We start from the raw sequence: 24,377 nt of genomic DNA on the forward strand, positions 1-24,377 counted from the left end.
CCTCTCGTGGCCAGGACCCTGCGCGACCTCCCGGCCGATCTGGCCGGGAAGCGGGCACTCGTGCGAGTGGACTACAACGTGCCGCTCGACGCGGGGCAGGTTGCGGATGCGACGCGTATCGAAGCATCGCTGCCGACGCTCCGGTGGTTGCTGCGGCGTGACGCGCGGCCGGTGCTGCTCTCGCATCTGGGCCGGCCGGCCGGGCGCCCGAATCCCGCGCTGTCGCTGAAGCCCGTGGCCTCCGCGCTCGCCGACCTCCTCGGGAGCGAAGTCCTCTTTTCCGCCCCGTGCGACGGGAAGGATGCGCTCCGCGCCAGCCGCGAACTGCGGAGCGGGCAGGTCCTCCTTCTGGAGAACACGCGCTTCCTGCCCGGGGAGACGGCGAACGACGAAGCGCTCGCCGGTCGCCTCGCCCGACTCGGCGACTTCTTCGTCAATGACGCTTTCGGCACGCTGCACCGCGCGCACGCGTCGACGACGGGCGTGCCCGCCCGGCTGAACCCTGCCGCGGCGGGGTTGCTCGTCGAGCGCGAAGTGGAGGCGCTGGGCGCGCTCGACCGACCGCGCCGCCCGTTCGTCGTCGCCTTCGGAGGGGCCAAGATTGCCGACAAGATCGAACTCATGCGCCGCTTCGTGGAACGCGCCGATCTGATCCTCGTGGGCGGCGCCATGGCGAATACGTTCCTCCGTGCACAGGGGATCGAGACCGGAGCCTCGCTCGTCGAGGAGGCGGCGCTCGACCTCGCCCGGTCCATCCTGTCCGCAGGGGAGGAACGCATCCGGCTGCCGACCGACGTGATCGTCGTGGACCGGTCGAGCGGGGCGGGGGAGAGCGTCGCGGACGTGCGGGTCGATGCGATCGAGCCGGGGATGGCCGCCCTGGACATCGGACCCGAGTCTCGCGGTCGCTACGCCGAGGCGCTGCGCGGGTGCGCCGCCTTCTTCTGGAACGGTCCCATGGGCCTGTTCGAAGACCCGCGGTTTGCGGCGGGGACGCTTGCCATCGCGGAAGCCGCCGCGGAGGTGACGGCGACGGGCGGGTTCACGGTCATCGGGGGCGGCGACTCCGCGGCGGCCATTCGCCGGGCCGGGCTTCTCGACCACGTATCGCATGTCTGCACCGGGGGCGGAGCCGCCCTCGAGTACCTGTCGAGCGGGCGCTTGCCCGGACTCGATGTTCTCGTCGAAAGGAGGCGTCCGTGAGTCAGCCGCGTACCCCCGTATTCGCCGCGAACTGGAAGATGTGCCACGGCCCCGATGAGACCGGGACGTTCGTGGAACGGTTCGCGGCGCGCCACAGACGCCGCAGCGACGCGACGGTGGTCGTGTTCCCCCCCGCCATCAGCCTGACGGCCTTTGCGGCGGCGGCCTCCGGGCGTCCGGATCTGGAGTTCGGCGTGCAGGACGTACACACCGAGGTCCAGGGTGCGCACACGAGCGGCATCTCGGCGGGCATGGTCCCCGCGACGGGCGCCGCCTGGGCACTGGCGGGCCACTCGGAACGCCGGCGGGAGTTCGGCGACAGCGATGCGGACGTGGGACTCAAGCTGGTTCGCATTCTGGAGGCCGGACTCCGTCCCGTCCTGTGTGTGGGCGAGACGCTCGAGGAGCGCGAGTCCGGACGGCTGGCGACGGTGCTCGAAACGCAGATTCGGGAAGCCCTCCGCCCACTCGACCAGGAGGACCGAACCCGTCTCGTATACGCCTACGAGCCCGTCTGGGCGATCGGCACCGGGCGTACGGCGAGCCCCGCCGATGCCGCGGAGGCCCACGCCATCGTCCGTGACCGGCTCGCGCAGGCGGAGGGATGCGACGCCGAACGGGCGGTGATCCTCTACGGCGGAAGCGTCAAGCCGGCCAACATCGAGGCGCTCCTCTCCGCCCGGGGGGTGGACGGCGTACTCGTGGGGGGGGCGAGTCTCGATCCCGACAGTTGGGCCTCGATCTGCGCGGCGGGCGCATAACTGGCACGGTCTTGGCGGCCACTCTAGTTTGAGCGACTGATCCAACCATAGCGGGTAGATGATGTTCACGTTCCTGATCGTATTGATTTCGCTGATCGCGCTCGTGCTGTGCGTGATGATCCTCATCCAGTCCGGCAAGGGCGGCGGGCTCGCCGCCTCCTTCGGCGGAGCCTCGTCCTCCACGGACTCCTTCATGGGCGGTCGGCAGGCGGCCAACGCGTTGACGAAAATGAGTTGGTACGGCGGGGGGAGTTTCCTCCTCCTCGCGCTCGTGCTGACCGTCCTCTCGGCCCGTCCGGATGCAGCGCCCGAGTCGATCCTGCGTCAGGGACTTCCCGGTCAGCAGAGTCTCCCTGAAGCGCCGGCTTCTCTGCTGGAGCTTTCGCCCGACCTCGAAGGAGGTCTCGAAGAAGGCGCCCCGTCCGACGAAGGCGCCACGCCCGGGTCGGAGGAGGGCGCCGCGGGTTCGGAAGGGACGGAAGGCGACGACGGGAATCCCGATTCCGGAAGCGGGAACCCCGGCCAGTAACCCGCCAGCGGCGGGGACGGGTCGTCAGTCTCTGTCGGCCATGCCCGGGGCGGGAGGTCGAGGGTCCTCCGCGAACGCGTCGCTCGGCAGATCCGGAAACTCGACGTACCGCTCCCTCTCCTGCGCCTCCGCGAGCCACCGCTCGAACCCGGACGGGACGAGTCCATCGGTGCCGCATCGATCTCGCGCCGCCGTCACCGCAAGGTGGTCGGCGTAGGTGTTCTTCACGTCTCCGGCGTGTCCCCGAGTCCAGCGCCACTCGACGCGATGGCGCGCGGCGATCCGGACGAGTTCCCGCCACAGCTCGAGGTTTTCGATCGGCCCGCCCTTCCGGCGCCAGCCGCGGCGGGCCCAGCCGTGTACCCACTCCTTCATTCCGCGGATGAGATATTGGCTGTCGCTCGTGAAGACGACGCGACACGCCTGCCGCAGGGCGCCGAGCCCGACGATGCCGGAGGTGATCGCCATCCGGTTGTTCGTCGTATCCGGATCGAAGTGGGCGAAGTCCCGCCGGTACCAGCCGCGCCGCTCATCGAATCGTTCGATGAGGCCGGCGGCGGCCCCCGGATTCCTGCGATTCTCGAACTGGTTGCCGAGGCAGGACTCGTCGGCGAAGATATGAACGAGCGGAGCATCGGTCCCGCTCTCCCGCCCGGGTCCGGAGTCGGTGGTCAACGCGCCTCCCGAAGCTTGGGTTCGCGAGGTGCGCGGGCCGCGAGCCGATGCCCGGGTCCCCGCACCTTCAACCGCCACATTGGACGCGCCCCGTGAGCGAGACGCAAGCACGCCCCGGATACCTCCTGCTCGAAGACGGCCGCCGATTCGACGGCGCCTATGTGGGCCCCGAGACCGAGACCGCCGGCGAAGCCGTCTTCACGACGGTGATGACGGGATACCACGAAGTGCTCACGGATCCTTCATTCGCCGCGCAGATCGTCGTCATGACCGCGCCCATGCAGGGCGTCTACGGCATTCGCGATCCCGACGTTCAATCGCGGCGGCCCTGGGTCGCGGGCTTCGTCGTGAGGCACCTTTCGCACGAGATCGGGTCCGGGCCGGCGGATTCCACGCTGCCCGAGTACCTCGCCTTGCACGGGATTCCGACCTTGATCGGCGCGGACACGCGGGCGTTGACGCGCCATATCCGCGATGCGGGCGCGATGCGTGCGGTCGTGGCGCACGATGGGGTGGCGCCGGAGCGGGCCGCGGAGCGTCTGGCCGCCGAGCCGGCGATGTCCGGTCGCGACCTCGCGACGGCCGTCTCGACGCCCGACCCGTACGAACTCGATCCCCTCGACGGGTCGACCGAACGCGGCCTCGTGCTTTGCCTGGACTATGGAGTCAAGACGCGCAGCCTCGATCTCTTCCGCCGCGAGGGATACCGCGTGCGCGTCGTCCCGTGCGACACGGACGCCGAAACGATGCTGTCCGCCAGTCCGGACGGCGTCTTCGTCTCGAACGGACCGGGCGATCCGGAGGCGGTGCCGGGCGCGGTCGAGCGCATCCGCGCGCTCAGCGACGCGGGGGTCCCGCTGTTCGGCATCTGCCTCGGACATCAGCTCATCGCGCGGGCCTTCGGGGGCACGAACTACAAGCTGCCCTATGGGCACCGGGGCGGGAATCACCCCGTGCTCAACCATGCCACGGGCGCCGTGGAGATCACCTCGCAGAATCACGGTTTCGCAGTGCTGGAACGAGAGGGGCGGATCCAGGGTGGAGACGAGCTCGAGGTCACGCACCGAAATCTGAATGACGGCACCGTGGAAGGGTTGGTCCACCAGGAGCGGCCGGTGTTCGCGGTACAGTACCACCCCGAATCGGCTCCGGGACCTCACGACAGCCGATACCTGTTCAACCGCTTCGTCGAGACGATGCGGAATTGCGGAAGCCCCGCCTCGGGTTGACTCTGCGCTGCGCGTCGGCACTACGCGTTGAACGTTGACGATATGTTGTCTAGGTTGCGACGGGCATCCCCCAAGGATCCACAGACCCACTTTCACGGACCGTCGCGTGACGTGACCCACGACAAGCGAAACACGGTGATCGCCCTCCTGGCGCTGTTCGGCCTCTTCGGCGTGGGCGCGATCCTGTCGATCTGGTGGACGGTGGGGAATACGTCGTTTCTCGCCGGGGGACGGGTCGCGGTCGTCCCTCTGCGGGGCGTGATCGCGGACGAAGCAGGGTTCACGAAGGCGCTCAACGGTTTTCGCGAAGACCCCAGCGTGCGCGCTTTCGTGATCGAGATCGAGTCTCCGGGAGGTACCGTGGGGGCCTCGCAGAGCATCTTCGAAGCCATTCGCGATCTGCGGGACGACGACGACCGGCCCGTCCTCGCCTGGATGGGCGATGTGGGAGCCTCGGGGGGGTACTACGCCGCAGTCGGGGCCGACAGCGTGTACGCGCTGCCCGGCACGATGACCGGATCCATCGGCGTCATCATGGAATTCCCCAACGCGGAGGAGTTGTTCCGCAAAGTCGGCGTCGGCTGGGAGGTCGTGACAAGCGGCGCGCACAAGGATCTGGGTGGCCTCGCGCGCGCCCTTTCTCCCGAGGACCGCGAGATCCTCGAGGAAATCGTGCGCGACGTACACGAGCAGTTCGTCGAGGTGGTGTCCGAAAACCGGAGCCTGGACCGGGAGACCGTCCTCGGGCTGGCGGACGGCCGGATCTTTACGGGCCGGCAGGCGAACGAACTCGGACTCGTCGACGGCCTCATGACCCTGACGGAGACCATCGCACTCGCCGGTCGGATGGCGGGCCTGGGAACGGACCCGGCGATCGTGCGGCCGCGCGAACCGACCATCGGACTGTTCGATCTGCTCGGCGGGCTGAGCATCGGCGATGCACGGACGTGGATCGGATCGGTGGCGCCGCTGCGCCCGGGGGCGCCGAGACTCCTCTTTGAACTCAGATAGGTGCTCCCATCCCGGAGCAAAACGCCAAATACACAGGGTTGCACAACGCTCGGAGGAGAGGGAGATGACGAAGGCGGATCTCATCGAACAGGTCCACGAGGCCATCGGCCCCGGCGTGACGAAGAGGGACTGTGCCGCGGTGGTCAACGCGTTTCTGAACGCGGTCAAGGGAGCCGTTGTGCAAGGCAATCACATCGAGATTCGCGGCTTCGGGACGTTCAAGGTACGGGAGCGCCGGACCCGCATGGCGCGCAATCCGCGCACGGGCGATCCCGTTCGCGTCCCGCAGAGGAAAGTGCCCGTCTTCAAGCCCTCGCGCCTGCTGCGCGACGAGGTGGCGGCGAGCCTGGAGGACCGGAGCTGAACCGCCCGCACCAGGGGGGGGCGGTCAGCCGAAGAAGTCGGCGATCCGTTCCAGTCCCTCTTCCAGGACTTCGCGTTCCACGGCGAAGTTGAAGCGCAGGTGCCCCGGAGAGCCGAACGGCTCGCCGGGCATGCATGCCACCTGGGCATCGGCGAGCAGCCGCTCGGCGACGTCGAGCGATGTAGCGCCGCGGTCGGTGAGCCGTCCGTAGAAATACAGGGCGCCGTCCGGCTGGAACGCCTCGATCCCGTCGATCTTCGCGAACCTCGAGAGCCCCAGTTCCCGGAGTTCCGAGAGCCTGGACAGGAGATCCGTGACGAACGCCTCGCGGGGAGCGCTCTCGCCGAGCACGGCCGCGGCGGCGTGCTGGGAGGGGCCGACGGCCCCGGACGTGGTCTGTCCCTGCAGATCGGCCATCTTGCGGACGACGTCCGGCGGCCCCACGGCATACCCGATTCGGAACCCCGGCATGCAGAACGCCTTCGAGACGCCGTCGAGCAGGATCGTTCTCTCCCCGCGCTCCGCGATGTCGAATACGGACGGCGCGGGGGCCGCGTAGGCGAGCCGGCGGTAGATCTCGTCGGACAGTACCCAGAGCCCGTGTCGGTCCGCCCACGCCATGATCCCGCGCAGCAGATCGGTCGGGATGACGGCCCCGGTCGGGTTTCCGGGACTGTTGAGCATGAGCCCTCGGGTCCGCCGCGTGCGGGCAGCCTCGAGATCCTCGACGGTCGGCGCGAACCCCCCGTCCCACGTCGTCTCCACGATGACCGGCTCCGCCCCCGCGAGTCGGACGATCGTCGTATAGCTCGGCCAGTAGGGGGAAGGCACCAACACTTCCTCGCCGGCGCCGAACAGGGAGTAGCAGCAGTTGAACAGCGACTGCTTCACGCCCGCGCTCACGATCACGGAGTCCGGACTCACCGTCTCCGCGGCCGTCGTCTCGCGCAGGTAGCGCCCGATCGCCTCGCGCAGTTCGGGAAGCCCTGACGTCGGAGGATATCCCGTCTTCCCCTCTTCGACCGCCCGAATGCCGGCGCGTGCCGCGAACGCCGGTGCGGGATACTGCGGCTCGCCGGCCGAGAGGTCCACGACCGGAACCCCCGCCGCCCTCAGTTTCCGGGCGCGGGCGGCGAGCACCAGCGTGGCCGAGGCTTCGAGCCGGGCGACGTTCGGGGAAAACTGCGTAGGGGGCACGGGCGGGCACTCTTGTCGAAGGGGTTGGTCGGATTTGAGAGAGGGCTGCCGCACCCCTATCTTACGGCTGCTGATGGTACGCGGGGAGAGTCCATGACGACAGAGACGGCAAGCGCGTTGGCCCCGGCGGCCGTGTTGGCCGCCACGCGAGAGTTCTTCCTCGGAGACGACCGGATGGTTGACGCCTGGGTCGATACCGAGAGCGATACGCACATCGCGTTCTGCACCTTCAGGGGCAACCTCGCGGTTGCGGCTTTCCCGGATCCCGAGGGGCATGACGGGACGCGGGTCCGGGTGACGACGCTGCGCGAAGAGGGAATCGTGCCGCGGCTCCTCGCCCACCTCGCGCTGGCGAACGCGCGCCCATGATGGATCGGATTTCGGTTCGCACCCTCTTTTTCGGCGTGTATGGCGAACTTGCCGCACGAAGAGAGGGCTCGGCGGAACTCGCGGCGGACAGCACCGTGGCGGACCTCGTCGATGCCCTGCGCGGGCCGGGGGGCCTGGACTGGCTGCCGGATCGGGTCGTCGTCGCCGTCAATCAGAATTACGCGGACTCCGGCACGACCCTCTCGGATGGGGACGAGGTCGCCCTCATCCCTCCCGTGGCGGGCGGCTGAGCCGATGTCACAGGGGTCGCGTGACCGCGTCCGGGCATGGATCACGGGCGAGAGTCTGGACGATTTTGCTCTGTTCGAGGATATTGTCGGAGACATCGGGTCCGTGGCGGACGGCGCGCTGCTCTTTTTTCAGGGGCGGGTCCGCGGCACGAACCGCGGCCGTGCGGTGTCGCGTCTTTCCTACGAGGCGTACGGCGAGATGGCGGAGCGGGAACTGTCGGCCATATGCCACGAGGCGCTGGAGAAGTTCGCGGTGGGCTCCGTCGCCGCGGCCCATCGCGTGGGAGAACTCGCGCTGGGAGAGGTGAGCGTGGCGATCGCGGTCACGTCGGAACACCGCGACGATGGGTACCGGGCGTCGCGCTGGATTATCGAAACGATCAAGGTCAGACTGCCGATCTGGAAGCATGAACACTACGAGGATGGTGAGTCGCACTGGGTGGGAGCCCCGATGCAGGGGGCGGAAGCCCTGCCCGGGGGGTCACGGCAGAAGAAGGTCTGATCAAGGGCCGCCTGATGGCGCCGGAGGCAACCGGCCTTCGGGCACAGGCGCCCAAATCGAGGAGGACGCCATGTTCAAGATGGTCCGCAACCTGCTGGTCGTTGCCATGATCGCGACGGTCTCTTTCGCCGGAGACTGTGGCGATGACGACGACAACATGATGATGCAGGAGAACGTCTCCGCTATCAGCTAGCGGTCCGTAGCGGGGCTCCGCGCTGCTGGAACGTGGCGCGGAGTCCCGCCACTCGCCGCTCTCGGCTGGAGGGCGGCGAGGCTCCTCCCAACCCTCACTACCGGTGCCATGAGAGATCAGTTCGGCCGCCGTATCCGGTATCTCCGGATCTCGGTCACGGATCGGTGCAACCTTCGGTGCACGTACTGCATGCCGGAGGAGGGACTGGCCTGGATCCCCAAGCCGGAGATGCTCGCGTACGAGGAGATCGCCGAGATCGTAGGCCAGATGGCCGATCTCGGACTGGAGCGCGTCCGCATCACGGGCGGAGAACCGCTCGTTCGCAAGGATCTTCCGGACCTCGTGCGCATGATCTCCGCGGTGCCGGGCATCGACGACATCTCCCTCTCCACGAACGCGATCCTGCTGCCCCGTTTCGCGACGGCCCTCAGGGAAGCGGGCGTCGCGCGCGTGAACGTCAGCCTCGACACGCTCGACCGCGACCGCTTCGAGGAGATCGCCCGGCGCCCGGCGCGGCGCTTCGATGAAACGATGGTGGGTCTCCGCGCCGCGGAAGAGGCGGGTTTCGCTCCGATCAAGATCAACTGCGTCATCATGCGGGGCCTCAACGACCATGAGGTCGTGGACTTTGCGGAGATCACGCGAGAGCGGCCGTGGCATGTGCGCTTCATCGAAGTGATGCCGGTGGGACAGAACCTTCATCTCACCGACCGTTTCATCTCGGCGGACGAAGTGCTCGAGAAGATTCGCGCGATCGAGGATCTTGTGCCGGACCCGGGGCCGCGGGGGAACGGGCCCGCCGTGTACTATCGCTTTCCGGGCGGCGCCGGGACGGTGGGTGCGATCACGCCCCTCTCCCACAACTACTGCGAACGCTGCAACCGTATGCGGCTGACCGCCGATGGGAAGCTGCGGACGTGCCTGTTCGGCGACCACGAGGTCGATCTGAAGGGCCCGCTGCGTGAGATGGGCAGTATCGACGGTGCGGTGGCGGAGGCGCTCGCCGGTAAGCCGAAGCGCCATTATCTGGAGCTGGGGACGGCGGCCGGGAGCGGCGGGCTCGCGGCGCTGAGCCAGGTGGGGGGCTGATGAGCTACGAGGAACGACTCCGGCACAGGGATCTGCTCGAACGCGCGACGGACCTGCGCAAGCGGCTGGAACTGGAAGACGGCGGCGCGCCCATGCGGCGCGAGGAAGGCCGGGAACTGGCGGCGATTCTGGAGGCGACGCTGACCGAGATCGGCCCGGAGCGCTGGGATCGGGTGATGGAGGTCGTCGCAAGCGAAGCCGCGCGCAGGGCCGGCGCCGGGTCGATTTTCGACTGATCGGCAGAGATTCGCCGCACCGCGGGCTGCTCGCGGCCGGGTTTCTGCTCGCGGGCCTGGGGGTCGCCGCCGGAGCCTTCGGCGCCCACTCGCTCGAAGGTCGCGTTTCGGCGGATGCCCTCGCGATCTTCGACACGGCGGCTCGATACCACATGCTGCACGCCCTCGGGCTCATCCTCCTCGGCCTTGCGGCGGCGCGCTGGCCGGATGCGGCATGGAGGTGGCCCGGGCTGCTGATGCTGTGTGGCGTCGCGGTGTTCAGCGGTACGCTCTACGCCCTCTCCCTCTCCGGCATCGGCTGGCTCGGCGCGATCACGCCGATCGGGGGGGGCGCACTCATCGCCGGATGGCTCTGGGCCGGCTGGATCGCTCTCACCCGAACCTGACCCGGCCGTGTACTTGACGCCCACATAGGTTCACGCTGTAGAACGGTAGGAGCTGGCTCGCGAGCGGCCGTCCCCCGAAACCGAGAGGTCCGATTGGCGATCAAGAGCGACGGCTGGATCCGGCGCATGGCACGCGGGCAGGGGATGATCGAACCCTTCGCCGACCGCCAGGTCCGCGACGGCGTCATTTCGTATGGCGTCAGCAGCTACGGCTACGACATGCGGGTCGCCGACGAATTCCGGATCTTCCACAACGCGCTCTTCCCGGTCGTCGACCCCAAACAGTTCGACGAACGCTCCTTCCTCGAATACTCGGGCGAGGTCTGCATCATCCCGCCGAACTCCTTCGCGCTCGCGCGATCGATCGAGTATTTCCGGATTCCGCGGAGCATCCTCACGATCTGCGTGGGGAAGAGCACGTACGCGCGCTGCGGTCTCATCGTGAACGTCACGCCCTTCGAACCGGAGTGGGAGGGACATGTGACGCTCGAGATCTCGAATACCACGCCGCTGCCCGCCCGCGTGTACGCGAACGAGGGGATCGCGCAGGTCCTCTTCTTCGAGTCGGACGAGGTCTGCGAGGTCAGCTACGCGGACAAGGCCGGCAAGTACCAGGGTCAGACCGGAGTTACGCCCCCCAAGCTCTAGCCTTTCGTGGCAGGCCCCTGGCCGGGGGGCAAGCGGGCGGCGAGCTCACCCAGGAGGCGGGCCAGGAGCCGCGGATGCTGCTCGGTCAGCACGTGGCCGCCGTCCCTGGACAGCGTGAATCCACATTCGAGTCGTGCGGCGAGACGCCGCGCCGCGGCGACGGGTATCCTCGGGTCATGCGCGCCCGCGGTCACGTGCGCGGCGACCGAGCGGCGGGGCATGCGGTCCTCCAACTCGGAAGGGCGCCAGTCGCAGAGGATGCGCAGGAGCGTCCGGGCCTGGCGTGGGCTCCCCCAGGGCCGGGCGTAGGCGGCTACGAGATCCGGAGGGGCCCGGAAGGCAGGACCGCACGCCCGCCGGAGGACCAGATGGCCCAGCGGCGCGTGAAGCGGCGCCAGGAGGCTCCCGATCGCCGCCCGCACCGTGGACGACCGCAACAGCCGCAGAACGGTCGGGCTCCGGATCTCCGGCGTGACCGGGTTCGAGAGGAGGAGTCCGGAGATGGACCGTTCCGCCAGCGCGAGTGCGAGCGCGATCGCGGCGCCCTGGGAGTGCCCGGCGACGAGTCGCGGGCGGGGACCATCCGGCGCCAGCGCCCGTACGAGCTCGCGAAGTCGGCGCACCTCGTCGTCCAGCGTGTACGAGAGTCCCGGTCGCGCGTCCGATGCGCCCCGCCCCGGCAGGTCGGGGAGCCAGCATTCCCAGCCCGGATGCGCTTCGACGAAGAGTTCGGCAACCGGCCGCCATGCGCGACCGTGGGCACTGATCCCGTGCAGGAAGAGGGCGGGGCGTCCCCGGCCCAGAACTGCAACACGCGCCGTGCCGTCGCGGATCGCGACGTTGTGCATGACAGCCGGCTTTCGACTCACTCGCTCCCCCTGCATCGCAACCGTAACTCGCTTGCCGGTGGTACCCCTCCGCGATACCTTCGCGGCGCGGGAAAGTGAAGAAATTCACAAGCTCGCACGAGAGGAGCGAACCCCTTTGCTCGACCCATATCTCGGCATCCTGATCCTCGCGTTGGTCGGCGTGCTGAACGCGGCCGCGATGATGGGCGTGTCGCACCTCGTGGGCTCCCGTCGACCGACCCCGGTGAAGGCGAGCCCGTACGAGTCGGGGATTCCCCCGCTCGGGACGACGCGGGAGCGTTTCTCGGTCAACTTCTACATCGTGGCGATGCTCTTCATCGTCCTCGACATTGAGACGCTCTTTCTCATTCCGTGGGCCGCGATCTTCCGGGAGTTGGGGATGGTCGGGTTCGTGGAGATCACGGCGTTTCTGGCCGTGCTCGGCGTCGGACTCGTGTACGCGTGGAAGAAGGGGGCCCTCGAATGGGACTGATATCGAGACCGAGTGGAGAGGCGCGATGAAACCGCTCGACACGCTGCCCCCCGGCGCACACCCCGACCAGGGTCGGATCGACACCGGCATCCCGCACAACTGGATGACGACGAAGCTCGACTACGTGATCAACTGGGCGCGCCGCAACTCGCTGTGGCCCATGCCGTTCGGGACCGCCTGCTGCGCGATCGAGATGATGGCTTCCGCCGCGACCAAGTACGACATCGGCCGCTTCGGAATGGAGCGCATGTCTTTCAGCCCCAGGCAAGCGGACCTGATGATCGTCGCCGGCCGGGTGACCTACAAGCTGGCCCCGGTTCTGCGTCGGGTCTGGGATCAGATGCCGCAGCCCAAGTGGTGCGTGTCCATGGGCGCGTGCGCGAGTTCCGGCGGGATGTTCGACAACTACACGATCGTCCAGGGGATCGACACGATCGTGCCGGTCGATGTCTACGTCCCGGGGTGTCCGCCCCGGCCGGAAGGTCTCATCTACGGACTCCTCATGATCCAGGAGAAGATCAAGGGAGAGTCGCTGGCGGATCCCCGCGCGCGGGACGAGGCTCCGGAGGCGGTTGGACGCCCGAATCTGCCCCCCGAAACGATCGAGCTCGTCGCCCAGCCCTTCGGCAACTCGACGAACCAGAACCGCATGAGCGGGCTCGGCCCGACCTCCGCCCTGGCCCGTTCGCGCGACCGGCGCGAACGCCGCCTGGAACACCGGGATTGACCGGGGCGCTGCGCCGTTGACGACCGCGACGACGACCGCGCCTCCGCGCATGGTGCGGGTCGCGCCCCTCGGCGGGGACGCGGCGAGCCATCCCTCGGTGTGCGCCCTTCGCGAGCGCTTCGGCGACGGCGTGCGGCGGGTGGAGAGCGACGCGCTCGGCTATCCCGTCGTGTGGATGGACCCCGGCATCAACGCCGAGGCGCTCCGATTCCTCCGCGAGACCCCCGACCAGGCGTACGACCTGCTCGCGGACCTCATGGGCGCGCACGGCGGCATCGGAGCCCCGATCCAGGTGTGGTACCAGCTCTGGTCCATGGCGCACGGCCACCAGCTCCGGATCGCGTGCGAGGTGCCGATGGACGACCTCGAGCTGGACAGCGTCACCGACCAGTGGCTCGCGGCCGACTGGCTGGAACGCGAGGTGTGGGACATGTACGGCGTGAGCTTCCGCGGCCACCCGGACCTGCGCCGCATCCTCATGCCGGAGAACTACGAAGAGGGCTTCCCCCTCCGGAAGGACTTCCCGCTGCGCGGTCGCTTCAGCCGGTCCACGCAGGTGAGCCGCGCGCTCTCTCGCGACCTGCTCGACATCTATGCGGTCGAGGAACTGGAGATGGCGGGCTACGCCGTCACCGAGGACGGAGAGGTGCAGGCTCCGTCGGAGCGCGCGGCGGAAGGCGAGGCGGCGGCGGGGGGGATCCGCGACGTGAGCCCGGACGAGAAGCCCGAGGACGCGCTCGAGGGCGCACCCATCCTGATCAACATGGGGCCGCAGCACCCCGCCACGCACGGCGTCCTCCGGCTCGTACTCCAGCTCGACGGGGAGCGCGTCATACGCTGCGTCCCCCATATCGGGTATCTGCATACGGGCTTCGAGAAAACGTGCGAGTTCCGCGAGTGGAATCAGTGCGTCCCCTACACGGACCGCATGGACTACCTCGCGCCGATGCTCTACAACATCGGCTACGCCGGGGCGGTCGAAGCGCTCCTCGATGTCGAGATCACGGAGCGCTGCCGCGTCGTCCGCGTCATCCTCGGCGAGATGAATCGCATCCTCGGCCACCTCCTGTGGCTCGGGACGACGGCGATCGACATCGGCGCGTTCTCCGTCTTCCTCTACACCTTCCAGGAGCGCGAGCGGATCTACAACCTGCACGAAGCGTACACGGGGGGCCGGATCACGACCTCCGTCACCCGGGTCGGCGGGATGATGGCGGATCTGCCCGTGGGCTGGACGGCGGCGGCGCGCGACTTCGCGGCCACCTTCCCGGAGACGCTGGACGAGGTCGAGCGGCTCCTGTCGCGCAACGCGATCTGGCAGGGCCGCACGATGGACATCGGGGTGCTCTCCGCGGACAAGGCGGTGAGCTACGGCGTCACCGGACCCACGCTCCGCGCGAGCGGCGTGGCGTACGACGTGCGGAAGGCGCGTCCCTATCTCGGGTACGAGGAGTACGACTTCGACGTGCCCGTCGGCACCGCGGGAGACGTCTACGACCGTTATCTCGTGCGGCTCGAGGAGATGCGGCAGAGCATCCGCATCATCGAACAGGCGCTGGACCGGCTTCCGGGCGGCCCGATCAACATCGACGACTACCGGATCGTCCTGCCCCCCAAGGGCGAGGCGATGGGGTCGATCGACACCATGATCTCGCACTTCAAGCTCGTGATGGAAGGCGTCCGCGTGCCCGCCGGCGAGACGTGGTACTCCATCGAAAGCTCGAAGGGCGAGTTGGGGTTCGGGGTCATCTCCGACGGCGGCACGAAGCCCGTCCGCTGCCGGTTCCGCGGCCCGTCGTTCATCAACATCGCCTCGCTCCCGGAACTCGTGAGGGGCGAACTCGTCGCGGACGTCGTCGCGATCAACGCCTCGCTCGATGTCGTGCTCGGAGAGATCGATCGATGAGCCGGCGCATCCATCCCGCGGTCGTCGGGGCGCAGCCGTTCCAGCTGACGGCGAGGGAGACCTTCGACGGACCCATCTTCGAGACGGAGGAAGGGAAGCACCGGCTGGAAGCGGCCCTCTCCCGCTATCCGACGAAGCAGGCGGCGCTCCTCCCCATGCTCGGATTCGTGCAGTCGGTGAAGGGGTGGGTCGAACCCGCGGACATGGTGGAAATCGCCGAGGCTCTGGATCTGACGCCGGCCTACGTGCACTCGATCGCGACCTTCTACACGATGTACAACAGGCACCCGGTCGGGCGTCACTTCGTCCAGGTGTGCACGAACATCTCCTGCCATCTGAACGGGGCCGAGGAGGTGCTGCACGGCTTCCTTGCCGAGACGGGGACGCGGGAGGGCGAGATCTCCGAGGATGGCGAGTTCACCGTGATCGAGGCGGAATGCCTGGGCGCGTGCGGGTTTGCCACGGTCGTTCAGGTGAACGACCGCTACCTCGAGGAGGTGACGCCGGGCCGTGTGCCCGAGATCGTCGCGAAGCTGCGGGGGGCGCGCAACGGCGCCGCGACGGAGGGGTCGGGCGCGGGGGGTGGCGCATGAGCTTCCCTCACCGGAGCAATCTCGAGACGACGACCCGACTCTCGCGGCACCAGGGTGAGGCCGGGGCGCGGACGCTCGGCGGCTGGCGCGCGCTGGGCGGCTACGAGGCGCTGCGGAAGTCGCTCGACATGTCGCCCGCCCGGATCACAGAGGTCGTCAAGGCCTCGGGCCTTCGCGGGCGGGGCGGGGCGGGCTTCCCGACGGGTCTCAAGTGGAGCTTCATGCCGAAGGACGACGGCAAGCCGCACTACCTGTGCTGCAACGCGGACGAATCCGAACCTGGCGCCTTCAAGGACCGGGAGGTCATCCGCTGGACGCCGCACCTGCTCATCGAGGGCTGCCTGATCGCCTCGCGCGCCATCGGGGCGGAGCACGCCTACATCTACGTTCGGGGCGAGTTCTTCGAGGAAACGAAGGTCCTCAACGCCGCGGTCGTCGAGGCGTACGAGAACGGTCTCGCGGGGGATGGGATCCTCGGCTCGTCGTGGTCGTGCGATGTGACGATCCACGCCGGCGCCGGGGCGTACATTGCCGGCGAGGAGACGGGCCTCATGAACTCGCTCATGGGGAACCGCGCGGAGCCCTGGGCGAAGCCCCCCTTCCCGGCGCAGGCCGGGGCGTTCGGGATGCCCACGACGGTGAACAACGTCGAGACCCTCGCGGCGGTCCCCATGATCCTGGAGCACGGCGCGGACTGGTACCGGCAGTGGGGGAGCGACGAGTCGCCCGGGACCAAGCTGTGGAGCTGCTCGGGCCACCTCGTGCGCCCGGGCAACTACGAGTTTCCGCTGGGCCTGCCGCTGAGCGACATCATCTTCGAGGCCTGCGGCGGCACCCCATCGGGCAAGCCGGTCAAGGCCGTGATCCCGGGCGGGTCGTCCACGGCGTTCCTCGGCGGAGACGAACTCGACTGCGCGACGACGTACGAGGGGCTGGCGGAGGCGGGCAGCGCCCTCGGCACCGCCTCGCCGATCGTGATGGACGAGGACACGGACATCGTCGCGGCCATGCGCCGGATCGCACAGTTCTACGCGCACGAGTCGTGCGGCCAGTGCGTGCAGTGCCGCGAGGGCACGTCGTGGGTCGTCCGCATCCTGCAGCGCATCGAGGCGGGGGACGGGCGGCCGAGCGACATCGACACGCTGTACGAGCTGTGCGAGCAGATGACGGGACGCACGATCTGTGTGCTGGCGGACAGCGTCGTGTTCCCGCTCCGCTCCTCGCTCGACAAGTTCCGCGCCGACTACGAGGCGCTGATGAAGCCGACCCTGGTCGCGGCGGGCTGAGGCATGGCTGAGAACGGCGCGAAGGCGACGGTTACGCTCACGATCGACGGGGTCGAGGTCACGGTCCCGAGCGGCACCCGCGTCATCGAGGCCGCGGAGCACGTGGGCGTCGTCGTGCCCCGCTATTGCTACCATCCGGGCATCCCCACGCGGCCGGCGCAGTGCCGCATGTGTCTCGTGGAGGTTGAGGGGCGCCCCAAGCTGGAGCCCTCGTGTACGCTGCAGGCGACCGATGACATGGTCGTGAATACGGCGAGCGACACTGCCCGCACGGCCCGCCAGTCGGTCATCGAGTTCCTCCTCGTCAACCACCCGCTCGATTGCCCGATCTGCGACGCCGCGGGGCAGTGCATGCTTCAGGATTACGCGTACGTCACCAACCAGCTCGAGAGCCGGGTCGACGAGCCCAAGCGGATCATGGGGCGGGACCGCATCTCCGACGACATCCTCTACTTCGCGGACCGCTGCGTCATCTGCACGCGCTGCGTGCGCTTCATGCGCGATGTCGCCGAGGACGATTCGCTCATCGTCGCGCAGCGCGGGGACAAGGCGTACATCGACACCTTCCCCGGGCGCGAACTCGACAACCCGTTCCAGGGGAACATCGTCGACGTGTGCCCGGTCGGCGCGCTCGTGCACGAGGACTTCGTGTTCAAGGCGCGGGCCTGGGACATGGATGCGGCAGCGAGCGTGTGTCCCGGGTGTCCGACGGGCTGCAACGTCACGATCGACACCAAGGAGAACCAGATCGTACGCGTGAAGCCGAGGCACAACGCGGCGGTGAACTCGTGGTGGATGTGCGATTACGGGCGCAAGCACCTCGTGATGACGAACCGCGGCGTGCGAGCCGAGGTCCCCCTCATCCGCGACGGCGAGCAACTGAGGCCCGTCGACTGGGCGACGGCGCTCGACTGGGTGGCGGAGAAGATCGGCGGCCTCGAGGGAGCCGGCGGGAGCGCGATCGTGTCCCCGGACGCCTCCAACGAGAATCTGTTCCATGTCCGGAAGCTCCTCGAACGGCTCGGGGTCGCGGGCGCGGCTTTTCAGGTCCCGCGGGGCGAGACCGCCGCCCTGCCCACGGTGCCGACGCTCAAGCTGAGGGCGGATCGCGCCGCGAACGCGACGGGCGCCGGACTCTTCGGCGGCCATCGCGTGGACGGTCTCCCCGACGGCCCGGCGGGCGGAGCGCTGGTCGTGCTCGATGACGCCCTCGATGGAGCCGATGAGGACTTCGGCGGCGCGGCCGACTTCTTCCTCTACCTCGGCACGCGGCTTCCCGGCGCGGCGCGGCACGCGGATGCGGTGTTCCCGATCGCGACGTTCACCGAGATGGACGGCACGTTCACGAACTTCGAAGGCCGTGTGCAGCGCTTCCACCAGGCGCTGAGGCCGCCGGGGCTGGCCCGCCCGGGCTGGATGGTGCTGAGCCGCGTGCTCGCCCGCCTGGGAGACGGCGAGGCCATCAACGATGTGCGCACCGCGCTCGACCGGATGGCGGCGGAGATCCCGGCCTTTGCGGGCCTGACGTGGGACGGGATCGGGCTCAAGGGCGCCCCGGTCGCCGACTCGGCCGCGGAAGCCGTCGCCGTCGCCGATTCCGCGGAGGCCGACGCGTGAACCCGGTCACCGGCGGCGCCTTCGTGCTCGCCACCGTGGGGAAGGTCCTCGTCTTCTTCTCGGTGCTGATGCTCGCGGTGATGTTCGCCACGATCTTCGAGCGCAAGGTGTGCGGCTTCATGCAGGACCGGAGCGGCCCGAACCGCGTCGGCCCGTGGGGACTCCTCCAGGTCATCGCCGACGGGCTCAAGAATCTCCTGAAGGAAGAGACGATGCCGGAGCAGGCGATCCGGCCCTTCTTTCTGCTCGCGCCCGTCCTCGGGATCCTGCCGGCCACGATCCTCTTCGCCGTGATCCCCTTCGCTTCCCCCATGCCCACGCCGTGGGGACTTGTGGAGATGATCGTGGCGGACGTGCCGATCGGTTTCCTCTACGTGCTCGCGATCGGTTCGATCGGCGTGTACGGCGTCGCGATGGGCGGTTGGGCCTCCGGCTCGAAGTACTCGCTCCTCGGCGGGCTTCGCGGCTCCGCCCAGATGGTGAGCTACGAGGTTGCGCTCGCGCTCAGCCTCGTCCCCCTCATCCTCCTCACCGGGGATGTGCGCGCGCCCGAGATCGTCTCCATGCAGCAGACGTTCACGGCCGGGCCGGCGACGTACGCGACCTGGTTCATGTTTCCGCTCCTCGTCGGTCTCTTCTTCTTCTTCGTGTCGGGACTCGCGGAGACGAACCGCCTGCCTTTCGACCTTCCGGAAGCGGAGGCCGAACTCATCACCGGATACCACACGGAGTATTCGGCGATGAAGTTCTCGATGTTCATGATCGGCGAGTTCGCGCACGTGATCACGGTCGCCGCGCTCGTCACGGTCTTTTTCCTCGGCGGGTGGGACATCCCGTTCTGGCAGGGGGACAATATCCGTGTACTCTCCGATGGGACCGTGATCGGGGAGCCGACGTGGTGGAAGACGCTGCTAACGCTCGGCGCGTTCGGCTTGAAGACAGCGCTTCTCGTGCTCGTCTTCGTCTGGATTCGGTGGACGCTGCCGCGCTTCCGCTACGACCAGCTCATGGATCTGGGCTGGAAGTTCATGCTGGAAGCGGTGACGGTCTACATCCTCGTCATCGCCTTCGTCATCCTCGGAATCGAGGCGGTCGGCATCCCGGCCGGCGGTTGGTACGCGTTCGTTCTCTTTCTCGTGAATCTTGCACTCGCAGCGGTCCTCTTCTTCGCCATGGACCGGGGGACGCTGATCCGCGGCGGGGCGAAGGGGGCGAGGTCGACCGGCGGTGACGCCGGGGAAGGCCGGGGAGGGTAAATGCCTGGAGACGTGAAAGTTGTGGAGCGGCCGCGAGCCGAGAGTTCATACGTGCGCGCGGCGGCGAAGGGGATGTCGATCACCATGCGACACCTCCTCAGCCCGAACAAGAAGACGCAGCAATATCCCGACGAGAAATGGGAACTCGCGCCGCGGACGCGCGGAACGCACCGCATGGCGGTGCACGAGGATGGACGGGCGAAGTGCGTCGCGTGCGGCCTGTGCCCGACCGTGTGCCCCGTGAACTGCATCAAGCTGGTGCCGGCGGAGGACGAGAACGGCGAGCGCTACGCGGCGATCTACGAGATCGACGAGTTCCGCTGCATCTTCTGCGGCTACTGCCAGGAGGTGTGTCCGGTCGAGGCGATTCACCTCGGCGTGCACTACGAGAACGCGGAGTACTCTCGCGAGCGCTGGGTGTACGACCTGGAGCGGCTGGTCGAACAGGAGCACGAGGTCACGGCGCTGTGGGATCCGCAGGACCCGGCGTCGCAGTGATGACGCGATCGATGTCGAGATGATTCAGGACTTTCTCTTCCAGGCTTTCGCCGCGAGCGCGATTCTGGGCGCGGTGATCATGGTCACGCGCCGAAATCCCGTGTCCGCCGTGATCTTCCTGGTCGGCGTGTTCTTCGCCACGTCCGGCATGTTCCTCATGCTGGACGCGCACTACATCGCGGCCATCAACGTGATCCTGTACGGCGGGGCCATCATGGTCCTCTTCCTCTTCGTCCTCATGCTCCTGAACCTGGGGCACGCGGACTGGCGCGACCTGAAGGGACCGGTCGGGGGACTCATCGGCGGTTCGATCTCGATCGCCTTCCTCGGCGTGCTCACGCGGCTCTTCGTCGGTGGGACGGACGCGCGGCCCGTCGTCGAAGTCGCGGGCAGCGCGCTGCGCGAAGCGGCGGCCGAACAGGGGGTCGTCGGCGTCGTGGCCCGGCCGCTCTTCCAGGAGTACACGATCGTGCTCGAGGTGACGGGCGTGCTTCTCCTGGTCTCGATGGTGGGGACGATCCTGCTGGCCCGCAGGGAGCGGACGTGAGCGAGGCGGGCATGGCGAGCGCGCTCGGCCTGCACGGACTCATCGCCCTCTTCGTGAGCGCGATCCTGTTCTCGATCGGTGTGATCGGGGTCCTGCTGCGGCGCAACGCGATCATCGTGTTCATGTGCATCGAGTTGATGCTGAACGCCGCGAACCTGTCGCTCGTCGCCTTCTCGCGCATGCACGGGATCGAGGGCCAGATCTTCGTCTTCTTCGTCATGGCCGTCGCCGCGGCCGAGGCCGCCGTGGGACTCGCGATCATCATCGCGATCTTTCGGCACTATGAAGTCGTGGACCTCGACCGCTTCCGGCTCCTGAAGTGGTGAGTTTCGACGCCGTATCGGGTGCGGGCGCGCTTGCGTCCGGAGCGGGCGCCTTCGCGGGGCAGGAGGGCGCGGGAGCCGGGTTCCATCCGGTGCTCCCGTGGCTCATCCTCGCCCTCCCGCTGCTCGGGGCGGCGGTGAACGGCGCCGGGGCCTTCCTGTGGCGCGACGACAAGCGGATCCCGACGATCGTCGGACCCGCGGCGCTGCTCGGGAGCTTCGCGGTCGTCCTCGTCAACTTCATCGCGATGAGCGGCGCGGAACTGCATGGCGCGGAAGTGGTCCGCCTGTGGAACTGGATCGTGTCCGGGGACCTCCGCATCGGGGTCGACCTCCAGTTCGATCAGCTCTCGATGCTGATGTGCATGATCGTGACCGGGGTCGGGAGCCTGATCCACATCTATTCCGTCGGCTACATGCGCGACGATCCCGGCTATTCCCGCTACTTCTCGTATCTCAACCTCTTCGTCTTCTTCATGCTCGTCCTCGTCCTCGGGGCCAGCTTCCCGCTCATGTTCGTGGGCTGGGAGGGCGTGGGGCTCTGCTCGTACCTGCTCATCGGCTTCTGGTACGAGAACCGGGACTACGCGAACGCGGGCAAGAAGGCGTTCATCATGAACCGGATCGGCGACGCGGGCTTCCTCGTCGCCATGTTCCTGGTCTTCACGGCCTTCGGGACGCTGGATTTCATTCCCGTCCTGGAGGCGGCGGAGGGAACGCTCGCGTACGGCGGCGTTCTCGCCACCGGCATCACGCTCCTCCTCTTCCTCGGCTGCACGGGGAAGTCGGCCCAGATCCCCCTTCACACCTGGCTTCCCGACGCCATGGCGGGTCCGACGCCGGTTTCGGCGCTCATTCACGCGGCGACGATGGTGACGGCCGGGGTCTATCTCATCGCGCGCACGAGCGTCCTGTTCGCCCTCTCGCCCGTGTCCCAGGGGGTGGTGGCGGCGGTCGGGGCGGGGACGGCGCTGTTCGCGGCCTCGATCGCGATCCGGCAGTACGACATCAAGAAGGTGCTCGCGTACTCCACGATCTCGCAGCTCGGCTACATGTTCCTCGCTGTCGGCGTGGGCGCGTTCACGGCCGGCGTCTTCCACCTGATGACGCACGCCTTCTTCAAGGCGCTCCTCTTCCTCGGCGCGGGGGCCGTGATCCACGCGGTGCATCATGCGTGGGCGCACGGAGAGGACGGACACGGCGACGGGGACCACGGCGATCCGAACGACATGCGGAACCACGGCGGACTGAGGAAGTTCATGCCCCGTACGTTCGTCTTCATGTGGGTCGCGACGCTCGCGATCGCGGGCGTGCCGCCGCTGGCCGGGTTCTTCTCGAAGGACGAGATCATCTGGTACGCGGGCGCGTACGGATATCCGATCCTGTGGGGCGTGGCGCTGGCCACGGCGCTGCTCACGGCGGTGTACATGGCCCGCCTCATGGTCCTGACCTTCCACGGGGAGAACCGCACCTTCGGGCACGGCGGAGCGTCCGAGGCCGGGCGGAAACTGCACGAGGTGCCGCTCGTGATGTGGGCTCCGCTCGCCGTGCTCGCCGCCCTTTCCGTGGTTGGAGGCTGGGCCAACATCCCGGAGGCGCTGCCATTGCTGCCGGCCGTCGAATGGCTGCACCACTGGCTCGAGCCCGTGTTCGAGCCCGCGATCGCCGTCAAGGAGGCACACGGCTTCGTTGCCGAGCACCACGCGCCCGTCGGCGGCGGCGAGGCCCTGTGGGCGGGGATCTCCGCCGCGATCGCGATCGCGGCCGTCACGGCGACGGTCCGTGTCCTGTCGCCGAAGCCGGTGCCGACGGAGGCGGAGGCGGTGGCGCCGACCGGCTTCGCCCGCGTCCTCCACGACAAATGGTACGTGGATGAGCTGTACGACCGCGCCATCGTCCGCCCCTCGCTCGCGCTGTGGCGCGCCTGCTGGCGGATCGTGGATGCGGGCCTCATCGATGGCGCCGTGAACGGGGCGGGGCGGGCCGCCCGCCTCCTCGGATGGGCCGGGGGACAACTCCAGACGGGCCGCGTGACGACCTATCTCGTCGCCTTCATGCTCGGGGCCCTCCTCGTCCTCGGCGTGCTCTCATGATGGCCTTCTACGACGGGCACTGGATCCTGACCGCGCTCGTGGTCCTTCCCCTCATCGGCGGAGCCGCCTGTCTCGCCGTGCCCGAGGCGCGCGCGAAGACGGTCGCCCTGGCGACGACGCTGGTCCTGTTCGCACTCTCGCTGCCGCTCTTCTGGACCTTCGACACGGCGGAGCCGGGATTCCAGAACCTCGTCTCCGTCGCGTGGGTCGAGGCGTGGGGAATCTCCTATGCGGTGGGCGTGGATGGGATCTCGATCCTCATGATCCTGCTCACGACCTTCACGATGCCGTTGGCGGTGGCGGGTTCGTTCTCCTACATCCGGCAGCGGCAGCGAGCCTTCTACGCAATGCTCCTCTTCCTCACGACGGGGATGATCGGCGTCTTCGTCGCCCTCGATCTCTTCCTGTTCTACGTGTTCTGGGAGATCATGCTGATTCCGATGTACTTCCTCATCGGTGTCTGGGGCGGGGAGCGCCGGATCTATTCCGCCGTGAAGTTCTTCCTCTACACGGCGGTGGGCTCGCTCCTGATGCTGGTCGCGATCGTGACCCTCGCCTGGATCTTCCAGGACGGCTCGGGGGCGTGGAGCTTCGCCTACGAGGATCTCGTGTCGCTCGAACTCGCCCGGCGCGCGCAGCTCTGGCTCTTCGCGGGGTTCGCGCTCGCGTTCGCGATCAAGGTGCCGCTTTTCCCGTTCCACACCTGGCTGCCCGACGCGCACGTGGAGGCCCCGACGGCGGGCTCCGTGATCCTGGCGGGGGTGCTGCTCAAGATGGGCGTGTACGGGTTTCTGCGTTTCGGGCTCCCCTTCTTCCCGGCCGCGGCCACGGATCCCTTCGTCGTGAACACGATGCTCGTGCTGGGACTGATCGGGATCCTCTATGCGGCCTGGGTGGCGGCCGTCCAGCCGGACGCGAAGAAGCTCATCGCCTACACCTCTGTCGCCCACCTCGGCTTCGTCGTGCTCGGCGTGTTCGGGCTCACGACGCAGGGCATCGAGGGCGGCATCCTCCAGATGGTGAACCACGGGATTTCGACCGGGGCGCTCTTCCTCCTCATCGGGATGCTGTACGAGCGGCGCCACTCGCGGCAGATCGCGGACTTCGGCGGCATCGCGAAAGTGATGCCGGTGTTCGCCTTCGCGCTCGTCGTCGTCGCGCTGTCTTCCGTCGGCCTTCCGGGGACGAACGGCTTCATCGGCGAGTTTCTCATCCTCGTGGGGACGTTCAGGACGCACCCGTGGGTCGCGGCGATCGCGACGACCGGCGTGATCTTCGCGGCCTGCTACATGCTGCCCATGGTGCAGCGGATTCTCTTCAACCGCCTCGATCGCGAAGAAAACCGCACGCTCACCGACGTGAACCGCCGGGAACGCCTGATTCTCGCGCCGCTTCTCGCGCTGATCCTGCTCATCGGCGTGTGGCCGGGCCCCTTCTTGAACCGGACGCGCGCGTCCGTGGAAGCGCTCATCGAGCACGTGGAGGTGCGGTCGGCCAGCGTGCCTCCGGCGGACGCCGCGTCCGCCGAAGCCGGGGGAGGGGAGTGA

29 protein-coding genes are annotated in these 24,377 nt (G+C 68.2%); 26 read left to right on the plus strand and 3 right to left on the minus strand.

All coding sequences use genetic code 11. The annotated features are described in order from the left end of the window. Positions 1-6: 6 nt before the first annotated feature. From ACOGXI_RS03160 to secG, 3 genes are read left to right on the plus strand one after another with little or no spacing between them, the layout of a single operon-like run. On the plus strand, positions 7-1,203 hold the full coding sequence (locus ACOGXI_RS03160; RefSeq protein WP_419937439.1) for a phosphoglycerate kinase: 1,197 nt from the start codon (positions 7-9) through the stop codon (positions 1,201-1,203). Continuing rightward, positions 1,200-1,964, plus strand: a complete 765-nt coding sequence (gene tpiA / locus ACOGXI_RS03165; RefSeq protein ID WP_419937440.1) for a triose-phosphate isomerase — start codon at positions 1,200-1,202, stop codon at positions 1,962-1,964. Before ACOGXI_RS03160 ends, tpiA begins: the two co-directional genes overlap by 4 nt. A gap of 58 nt (positions 1,965-2,022) precedes the next feature. Continuing rightward, positions 2,023-2,493 carry a preprotein translocase subunit SecG gene (gene secG, locus ACOGXI_RS03170; protein ID WP_419937441.1) on the plus strand — a complete coding sequence of 157 codons (471 nt, stop codon included), beginning with the start codon at positions 2,023-2,025 and terminating at the stop codon, positions 2,491-2,493. 24 nt (positions 2,494-2,517) lie between these two features. Here secG and ACOGXI_RS03175 read toward each other — a convergent pair whose 3' ends face one another. After that, positions 2,518-3,168 carry a ribonuclease H family protein gene (locus ACOGXI_RS03175; protein ID WP_419937442.1) on the minus strand — a complete coding sequence of 217 codons (651 nt, stop codon included), beginning with the start codon at positions 3,166-3,168 and terminating at the stop codon, positions 2,518-2,520. Positions 3,169-3,260: 92 nt separating this feature from the next. On the opposite strand from ACOGXI_RS03175, the gene carA reads away from it, so the two are divergent. The 3 genes from carA to ACOGXI_RS03190 all read left to right on the plus strand — a co-directional run bounded on the left by carA (position 3,261) and on the right by ACOGXI_RS03190 (position 5,772). After that, the gene (gene carA / locus ACOGXI_RS03180; protein WP_419937443.1) at positions 3,261-4,397 is read left to right on the plus strand and encodes a glutamine-hydrolyzing carbamoyl-phosphate synthase small subunit; all 1,137 of its coding nucleotides are present in this window, start codon (positions 3,261-3,263) and stop codon (positions 4,395-4,397) included. A gap of 111 nt (positions 4,398-4,508) precedes the next feature. Further along, positions 4,509-5,408: a signal peptide peptidase SppA gene (sppA, locus tag ACOGXI_RS03185; RefSeq protein WP_419937444.1), complete on the plus strand. Its 900-nt coding sequence runs from the start codon at positions 4,509-4,511 to the stop codon at positions 5,406-5,408. Positions 5,409-5,472: 64 nt separating this feature from the next. After that, positions 5,473-5,772, plus strand: a complete 300-nt coding sequence (locus ACOGXI_RS03190; protein WP_419937445.1) for an HU family DNA-binding protein — start codon at positions 5,473-5,475, stop codon at positions 5,770-5,772. A 24-nt stretch (positions 5,773-5,796) separates the two neighbouring features. Here the strand turns inward: ACOGXI_RS03190 and ACOGXI_RS03195 are convergent, their stop codons facing one another. Further along, positions 5,797-6,969, minus strand: coding sequence for a pyridoxal phosphate-dependent aminotransferase (locus ACOGXI_RS03195; RefSeq protein WP_419937446.1), 1,173 nt, complete (start codon positions 6,967-6,969; stop codon positions 5,797-5,799). Between the two features lie 93 nt (positions 6,970-7,062). On the opposite strand from ACOGXI_RS03195, the gene ACOGXI_RS03200 reads away from it, so the two are divergent. From ACOGXI_RS03200 to dcd, 8 genes are all read left to right on the plus strand, one after another. Continuing rightward, the gene (locus ACOGXI_RS03200) at positions 7,063-7,338 is read left to right on the plus strand and encodes a hypothetical protein (protein ID WP_419937447.1); all 276 of its coding nucleotides are present in this window, start codon (positions 7,063-7,065) and stop codon (positions 7,336-7,338) included. Beyond that, positions 7,335-7,589: a MoaD/ThiS family protein gene (locus ACOGXI_RS03205; RefSeq protein WP_419937448.1), complete on the plus strand. Its 255-nt coding sequence runs from the start codon at positions 7,335-7,337 to the stop codon at positions 7,587-7,589. Before ACOGXI_RS03200 ends, ACOGXI_RS03205 begins: the two co-directional genes overlap by 4 nt. A 4-nt stretch (positions 7,590-7,593) precedes the next feature. Then, positions 7,594-8,091, plus strand: coding sequence for a molybdenum cofactor biosynthesis protein MoaE (locus tag ACOGXI_RS03210; protein WP_419937449.1), 498 nt, complete (start codon positions 7,594-7,596; stop codon positions 8,089-8,091). A gap of 70 nt (positions 8,092-8,161) precedes the next feature. Next, positions 8,162-8,284, plus strand: coding sequence for a hypothetical protein (locus ACOGXI_RS03215; protein WP_419937450.1), 123 nt, complete (start codon positions 8,162-8,164; stop codon positions 8,282-8,284). Positions 8,285-8,392: 108 nt separating this feature from the next. Continuing rightward, positions 8,393-9,373 carry a GTP 3',8-cyclase MoaA gene (moaA, locus tag ACOGXI_RS03220; RefSeq protein ID WP_419937451.1) on the plus strand — a complete coding sequence of 327 codons (981 nt, stop codon included), beginning with the start codon at positions 8,393-8,395 and terminating at the stop codon, positions 9,371-9,373. Beyond that, on the plus strand, positions 9,373-9,609 hold the full coding sequence (locus ACOGXI_RS03225) for a hypothetical protein (protein ID WP_419937452.1): 237 nt from the start codon (positions 9,373-9,375) through the stop codon (positions 9,607-9,609). The genes moaA and ACOGXI_RS03225 overlap by 1 nt, the downstream gene beginning before the upstream one ends. Positions 9,610-9,665: 56 nt before the next feature. Beyond that, entirely contained in the window at positions 9,666-9,995 is a 330-nt protein-coding gene (locus ACOGXI_RS03230) for a DUF423 domain-containing protein (protein ID WP_419940145.1), read from the plus strand. 93 nt (positions 9,996-10,088) lie between these two features. Next, on the plus strand, positions 10,089-10,643 hold the full coding sequence (gene dcd, locus ACOGXI_RS03235; RefSeq protein ID WP_419937453.1) for a dCTP deaminase: 555 nt from the start codon (positions 10,089-10,091) through the stop codon (positions 10,641-10,643). Here dcd and ACOGXI_RS03240 read toward each other — a convergent pair. Continuing rightward, positions 10,640-11,512 (minus strand): alpha/beta fold hydrolase, encoded by an 873-nt coding sequence (locus tag ACOGXI_RS03240; RefSeq protein ID WP_419937454.1) that lies wholly within the window; start codon positions 11,510-11,512, stop codon positions 10,640-10,642. The two genes, dcd and ACOGXI_RS03240, sit on opposite strands and share 4 nt — an antisense overlap. Before the next feature lie 115 nt (positions 11,513-11,627). On the opposite strand from ACOGXI_RS03240, the gene ACOGXI_RS03245 reads away from it, so the two are divergent. Genes ACOGXI_RS03245 through ACOGXI_RS03300 form a run of 12 tightly spaced genes read left to right on the plus strand, consistent with a single transcriptional unit; the run spans position 11,628 to position 24,377 of the window. Next, on the plus strand, positions 11,628-11,984 hold the full coding sequence (locus ACOGXI_RS03245; protein ID WP_419937455.1) for an NADH-quinone oxidoreductase subunit A: 357 nt from the start codon (positions 11,628-11,630) through the stop codon (positions 11,982-11,984). Between the two features lie 25 nt (positions 11,985-12,009). After that, a complete protein-coding gene (locus ACOGXI_RS03250) occupies positions 12,010-12,711 on the plus strand; it encodes an NADH-quinone oxidoreductase subunit B (RefSeq protein ID WP_419937456.1) in 702 nt (233 codons plus the stop codon). A gap of 16 nt (positions 12,712-12,727) precedes the next feature. Beyond that, complete coding sequence (gene nuoD, locus ACOGXI_RS03255) at positions 12,728-14,617, plus strand: NADH dehydrogenase (quinone) subunit D (RefSeq protein WP_419937457.1); 1,890 nt, start codon at positions 12,728-12,730, stop codon at positions 14,615-14,617. Beyond that, positions 14,614-15,210 (plus strand): NADH-quinone oxidoreductase subunit NuoE, encoded by a 597-nt coding sequence (gene nuoE / locus ACOGXI_RS03260; protein ID WP_419937458.1) that lies wholly within the window; start codon positions 14,614-14,616, stop codon positions 15,208-15,210. The genes nuoD and nuoE overlap by 4 nt, the downstream gene beginning before the upstream one ends. Next, on the plus strand, positions 15,207-16,496 hold the full coding sequence (gene nuoF, locus ACOGXI_RS03265; protein ID WP_419937459.1) for an NADH-quinone oxidoreductase subunit NuoF: 1,290 nt from the start codon (positions 15,207-15,209) through the stop codon (positions 16,494-16,496). The genes nuoE and nuoF overlap by 4 nt, the downstream gene beginning before the upstream one ends. A 3-nt stretch (positions 16,497-16,499) precedes the next feature. Beyond that, positions 16,500-18,113: a molybdopterin-dependent oxidoreductase gene (locus tag ACOGXI_RS03270; RefSeq protein WP_419937460.1), complete on the plus strand. Its 1,614-nt coding sequence runs from the start codon at positions 16,500-16,502 to the stop codon at positions 18,111-18,113. Continuing rightward, on the plus strand, positions 18,110-19,369 hold the full coding sequence (locus ACOGXI_RS03275) for a complex I subunit 1/NuoH family protein (RefSeq protein ID WP_419937461.1): 1,260 nt from the start codon (positions 18,110-18,112) through the stop codon (positions 19,367-19,369). Before ACOGXI_RS03270 ends, ACOGXI_RS03275 begins: the two co-directional genes overlap by 4 nt. Before the next feature lie 21 nt (positions 19,370-19,390). Continuing rightward, on the plus strand, positions 19,391-19,867 hold the full coding sequence (locus ACOGXI_RS03280) for a NuoI/complex I 23 kDa subunit family protein (protein ID WP_419937462.1): 477 nt from the start codon (positions 19,391-19,393) through the stop codon (positions 19,865-19,867). Between the two features lie 19 nt (positions 19,868-19,886). Beyond that, complete coding sequence (locus tag ACOGXI_RS03285; protein WP_419937463.1) at positions 19,887-20,414, plus strand: NADH-quinone oxidoreductase subunit J; 528 nt, start codon at positions 19,887-19,889, stop codon at positions 20,412-20,414. Between the two features lie 11 nt (positions 20,415-20,425). Beyond that, positions 20,426-20,740 carry an NADH-quinone oxidoreductase subunit NuoK gene (nuoK, locus tag ACOGXI_RS03290; RefSeq protein WP_419940146.1) on the plus strand — a complete coding sequence of 105 codons (315 nt, stop codon included), beginning with the start codon at positions 20,426-20,428 and terminating at the stop codon, positions 20,738-20,740. Beyond that, the gene (nuoL, locus tag ACOGXI_RS03295) at positions 20,734-22,830 is read left to right on the plus strand and encodes an NADH-quinone oxidoreductase subunit L (RefSeq protein ID WP_419937464.1); all 2,097 of its coding nucleotides are present in this window, start codon (positions 20,734-20,736) and stop codon (positions 22,828-22,830) included. Before nuoK ends, nuoL begins: the two co-directional genes overlap by 7 nt. Further along, a complete protein-coding gene (locus ACOGXI_RS03300) occupies positions 22,827-24,377 on the plus strand; it encodes a complex I subunit 4 family protein (RefSeq protein WP_419937465.1) in 1,551 nt (516 codons plus the stop codon). The genes nuoL and ACOGXI_RS03300 overlap by 4 nt, the downstream gene beginning before the upstream one ends.

It is taken from the genome of Candidatus Palauibacter sp., from assembly GCF_965208055.1.
GTDB lineage: Bacteria > Gemmatimonadota > Gemmatimonadetes > Palauibacterales > Palauibacteraceae > Palauibacter.

What these genes read in the sequence shown, in the direction of transcription:
- ACOGXI_RS03215 (WP_419937450.1), top strand. Translation starts at nt 8,162, where the DNA reads ATGTTCAAGATGGTCCGCAACCTGCTGGTCGTTGCCATGATCGCGACG.
- ACOGXI_RS03300 (WP_419937465.1), top strand. Translation starts at nt 22,827, where the DNA reads ATGATGGCCTTCTACGACGGGCACTGGATCCTGACCGCGCTCGTGGTC.
- nuoF (WP_419937459.1), top strand. Translation starts at nt 15,207, where the DNA reads ATGAGCTTCCCTCACCGGAGCAATCTCGAGACGACGACCCGACTCTCG.
- nuoE (WP_419937458.1), top strand. Translation starts at nt 14,614, where the DNA reads ATGAGCCGGCGCATCCATCCCGCGGTCGTCGGGGCGCAGCCGTTCCAG.
- ACOGXI_RS03200 (WP_419937447.1), top strand. Translation starts at nt 7,063, where the DNA reads ATGACGACAGAGACGGCAAGCGCGTTGGCCCCGGCGGCCGTGTTGGCC.
- nuoK (WP_419940146.1), top strand. Translation starts at nt 20,426, where the DNA reads ATGGCGAGCGCGCTCGGCCTGCACGGACTCATCGCCCTCTTCGTGAGC.
- ACOGXI_RS03250 (WP_419937456.1), top strand. Translation starts at nt 12,010, where the DNA reads ATGAAACCGCTCGACACGCTGCCCCCCGGCGCACACCCCGACCAGGGT.
- ACOGXI_RS03210 (WP_419937449.1), top strand. Translation starts at nt 7,594, where the DNA reads ATGTCACAGGGGTCGCGTGACCGCGTCCGGGCATGGATCACGGGCGAG.
- ACOGXI_RS03270 (WP_419937460.1), top strand. Translation starts at nt 16,500, where the DNA reads ATGGCTGAGAACGGCGCGAAGGCGACGGTTACGCTCACGATCGACGGG.
- ACOGXI_RS03205 (WP_419937448.1), top strand. Translation starts at nt 7,335, where the DNA reads ATGATGGATCGGATTTCGGTTCGCACCCTCTTTTTCGGCGTGTATGGC.
- ACOGXI_RS03285 (WP_419937463.1), top strand. Translation starts at nt 19,887, where the DNA reads ATGATTCAGGACTTTCTCTTCCAGGCTTTCGCCGCGAGCGCGATTCTG.
- moaA (WP_419937451.1), top strand. Translation starts at nt 8,393, where the DNA reads ATGAGAGATCAGTTCGGCCGCCGTATCCGGTATCTCCGGATCTCGGTC.
- secG (WP_419937441.1), top strand. Translation starts at nt 2,023, where the DNA reads ATGATGTTCACGTTCCTGATCGTATTGATTTCGCTGATCGCGCTCGTG.
- ACOGXI_RS03225 (WP_419937452.1), top strand. Translation starts at nt 9,373, where the DNA reads ATGAGCTACGAGGAACGACTCCGGCACAGGGATCTGCTCGAACGCGCG.
- ACOGXI_RS03190 (WP_419937445.1), top strand. Translation starts at nt 5,473, where the DNA reads ATGACGAAGGCGGATCTCATCGAACAGGTCCACGAGGCCATCGGCCCC.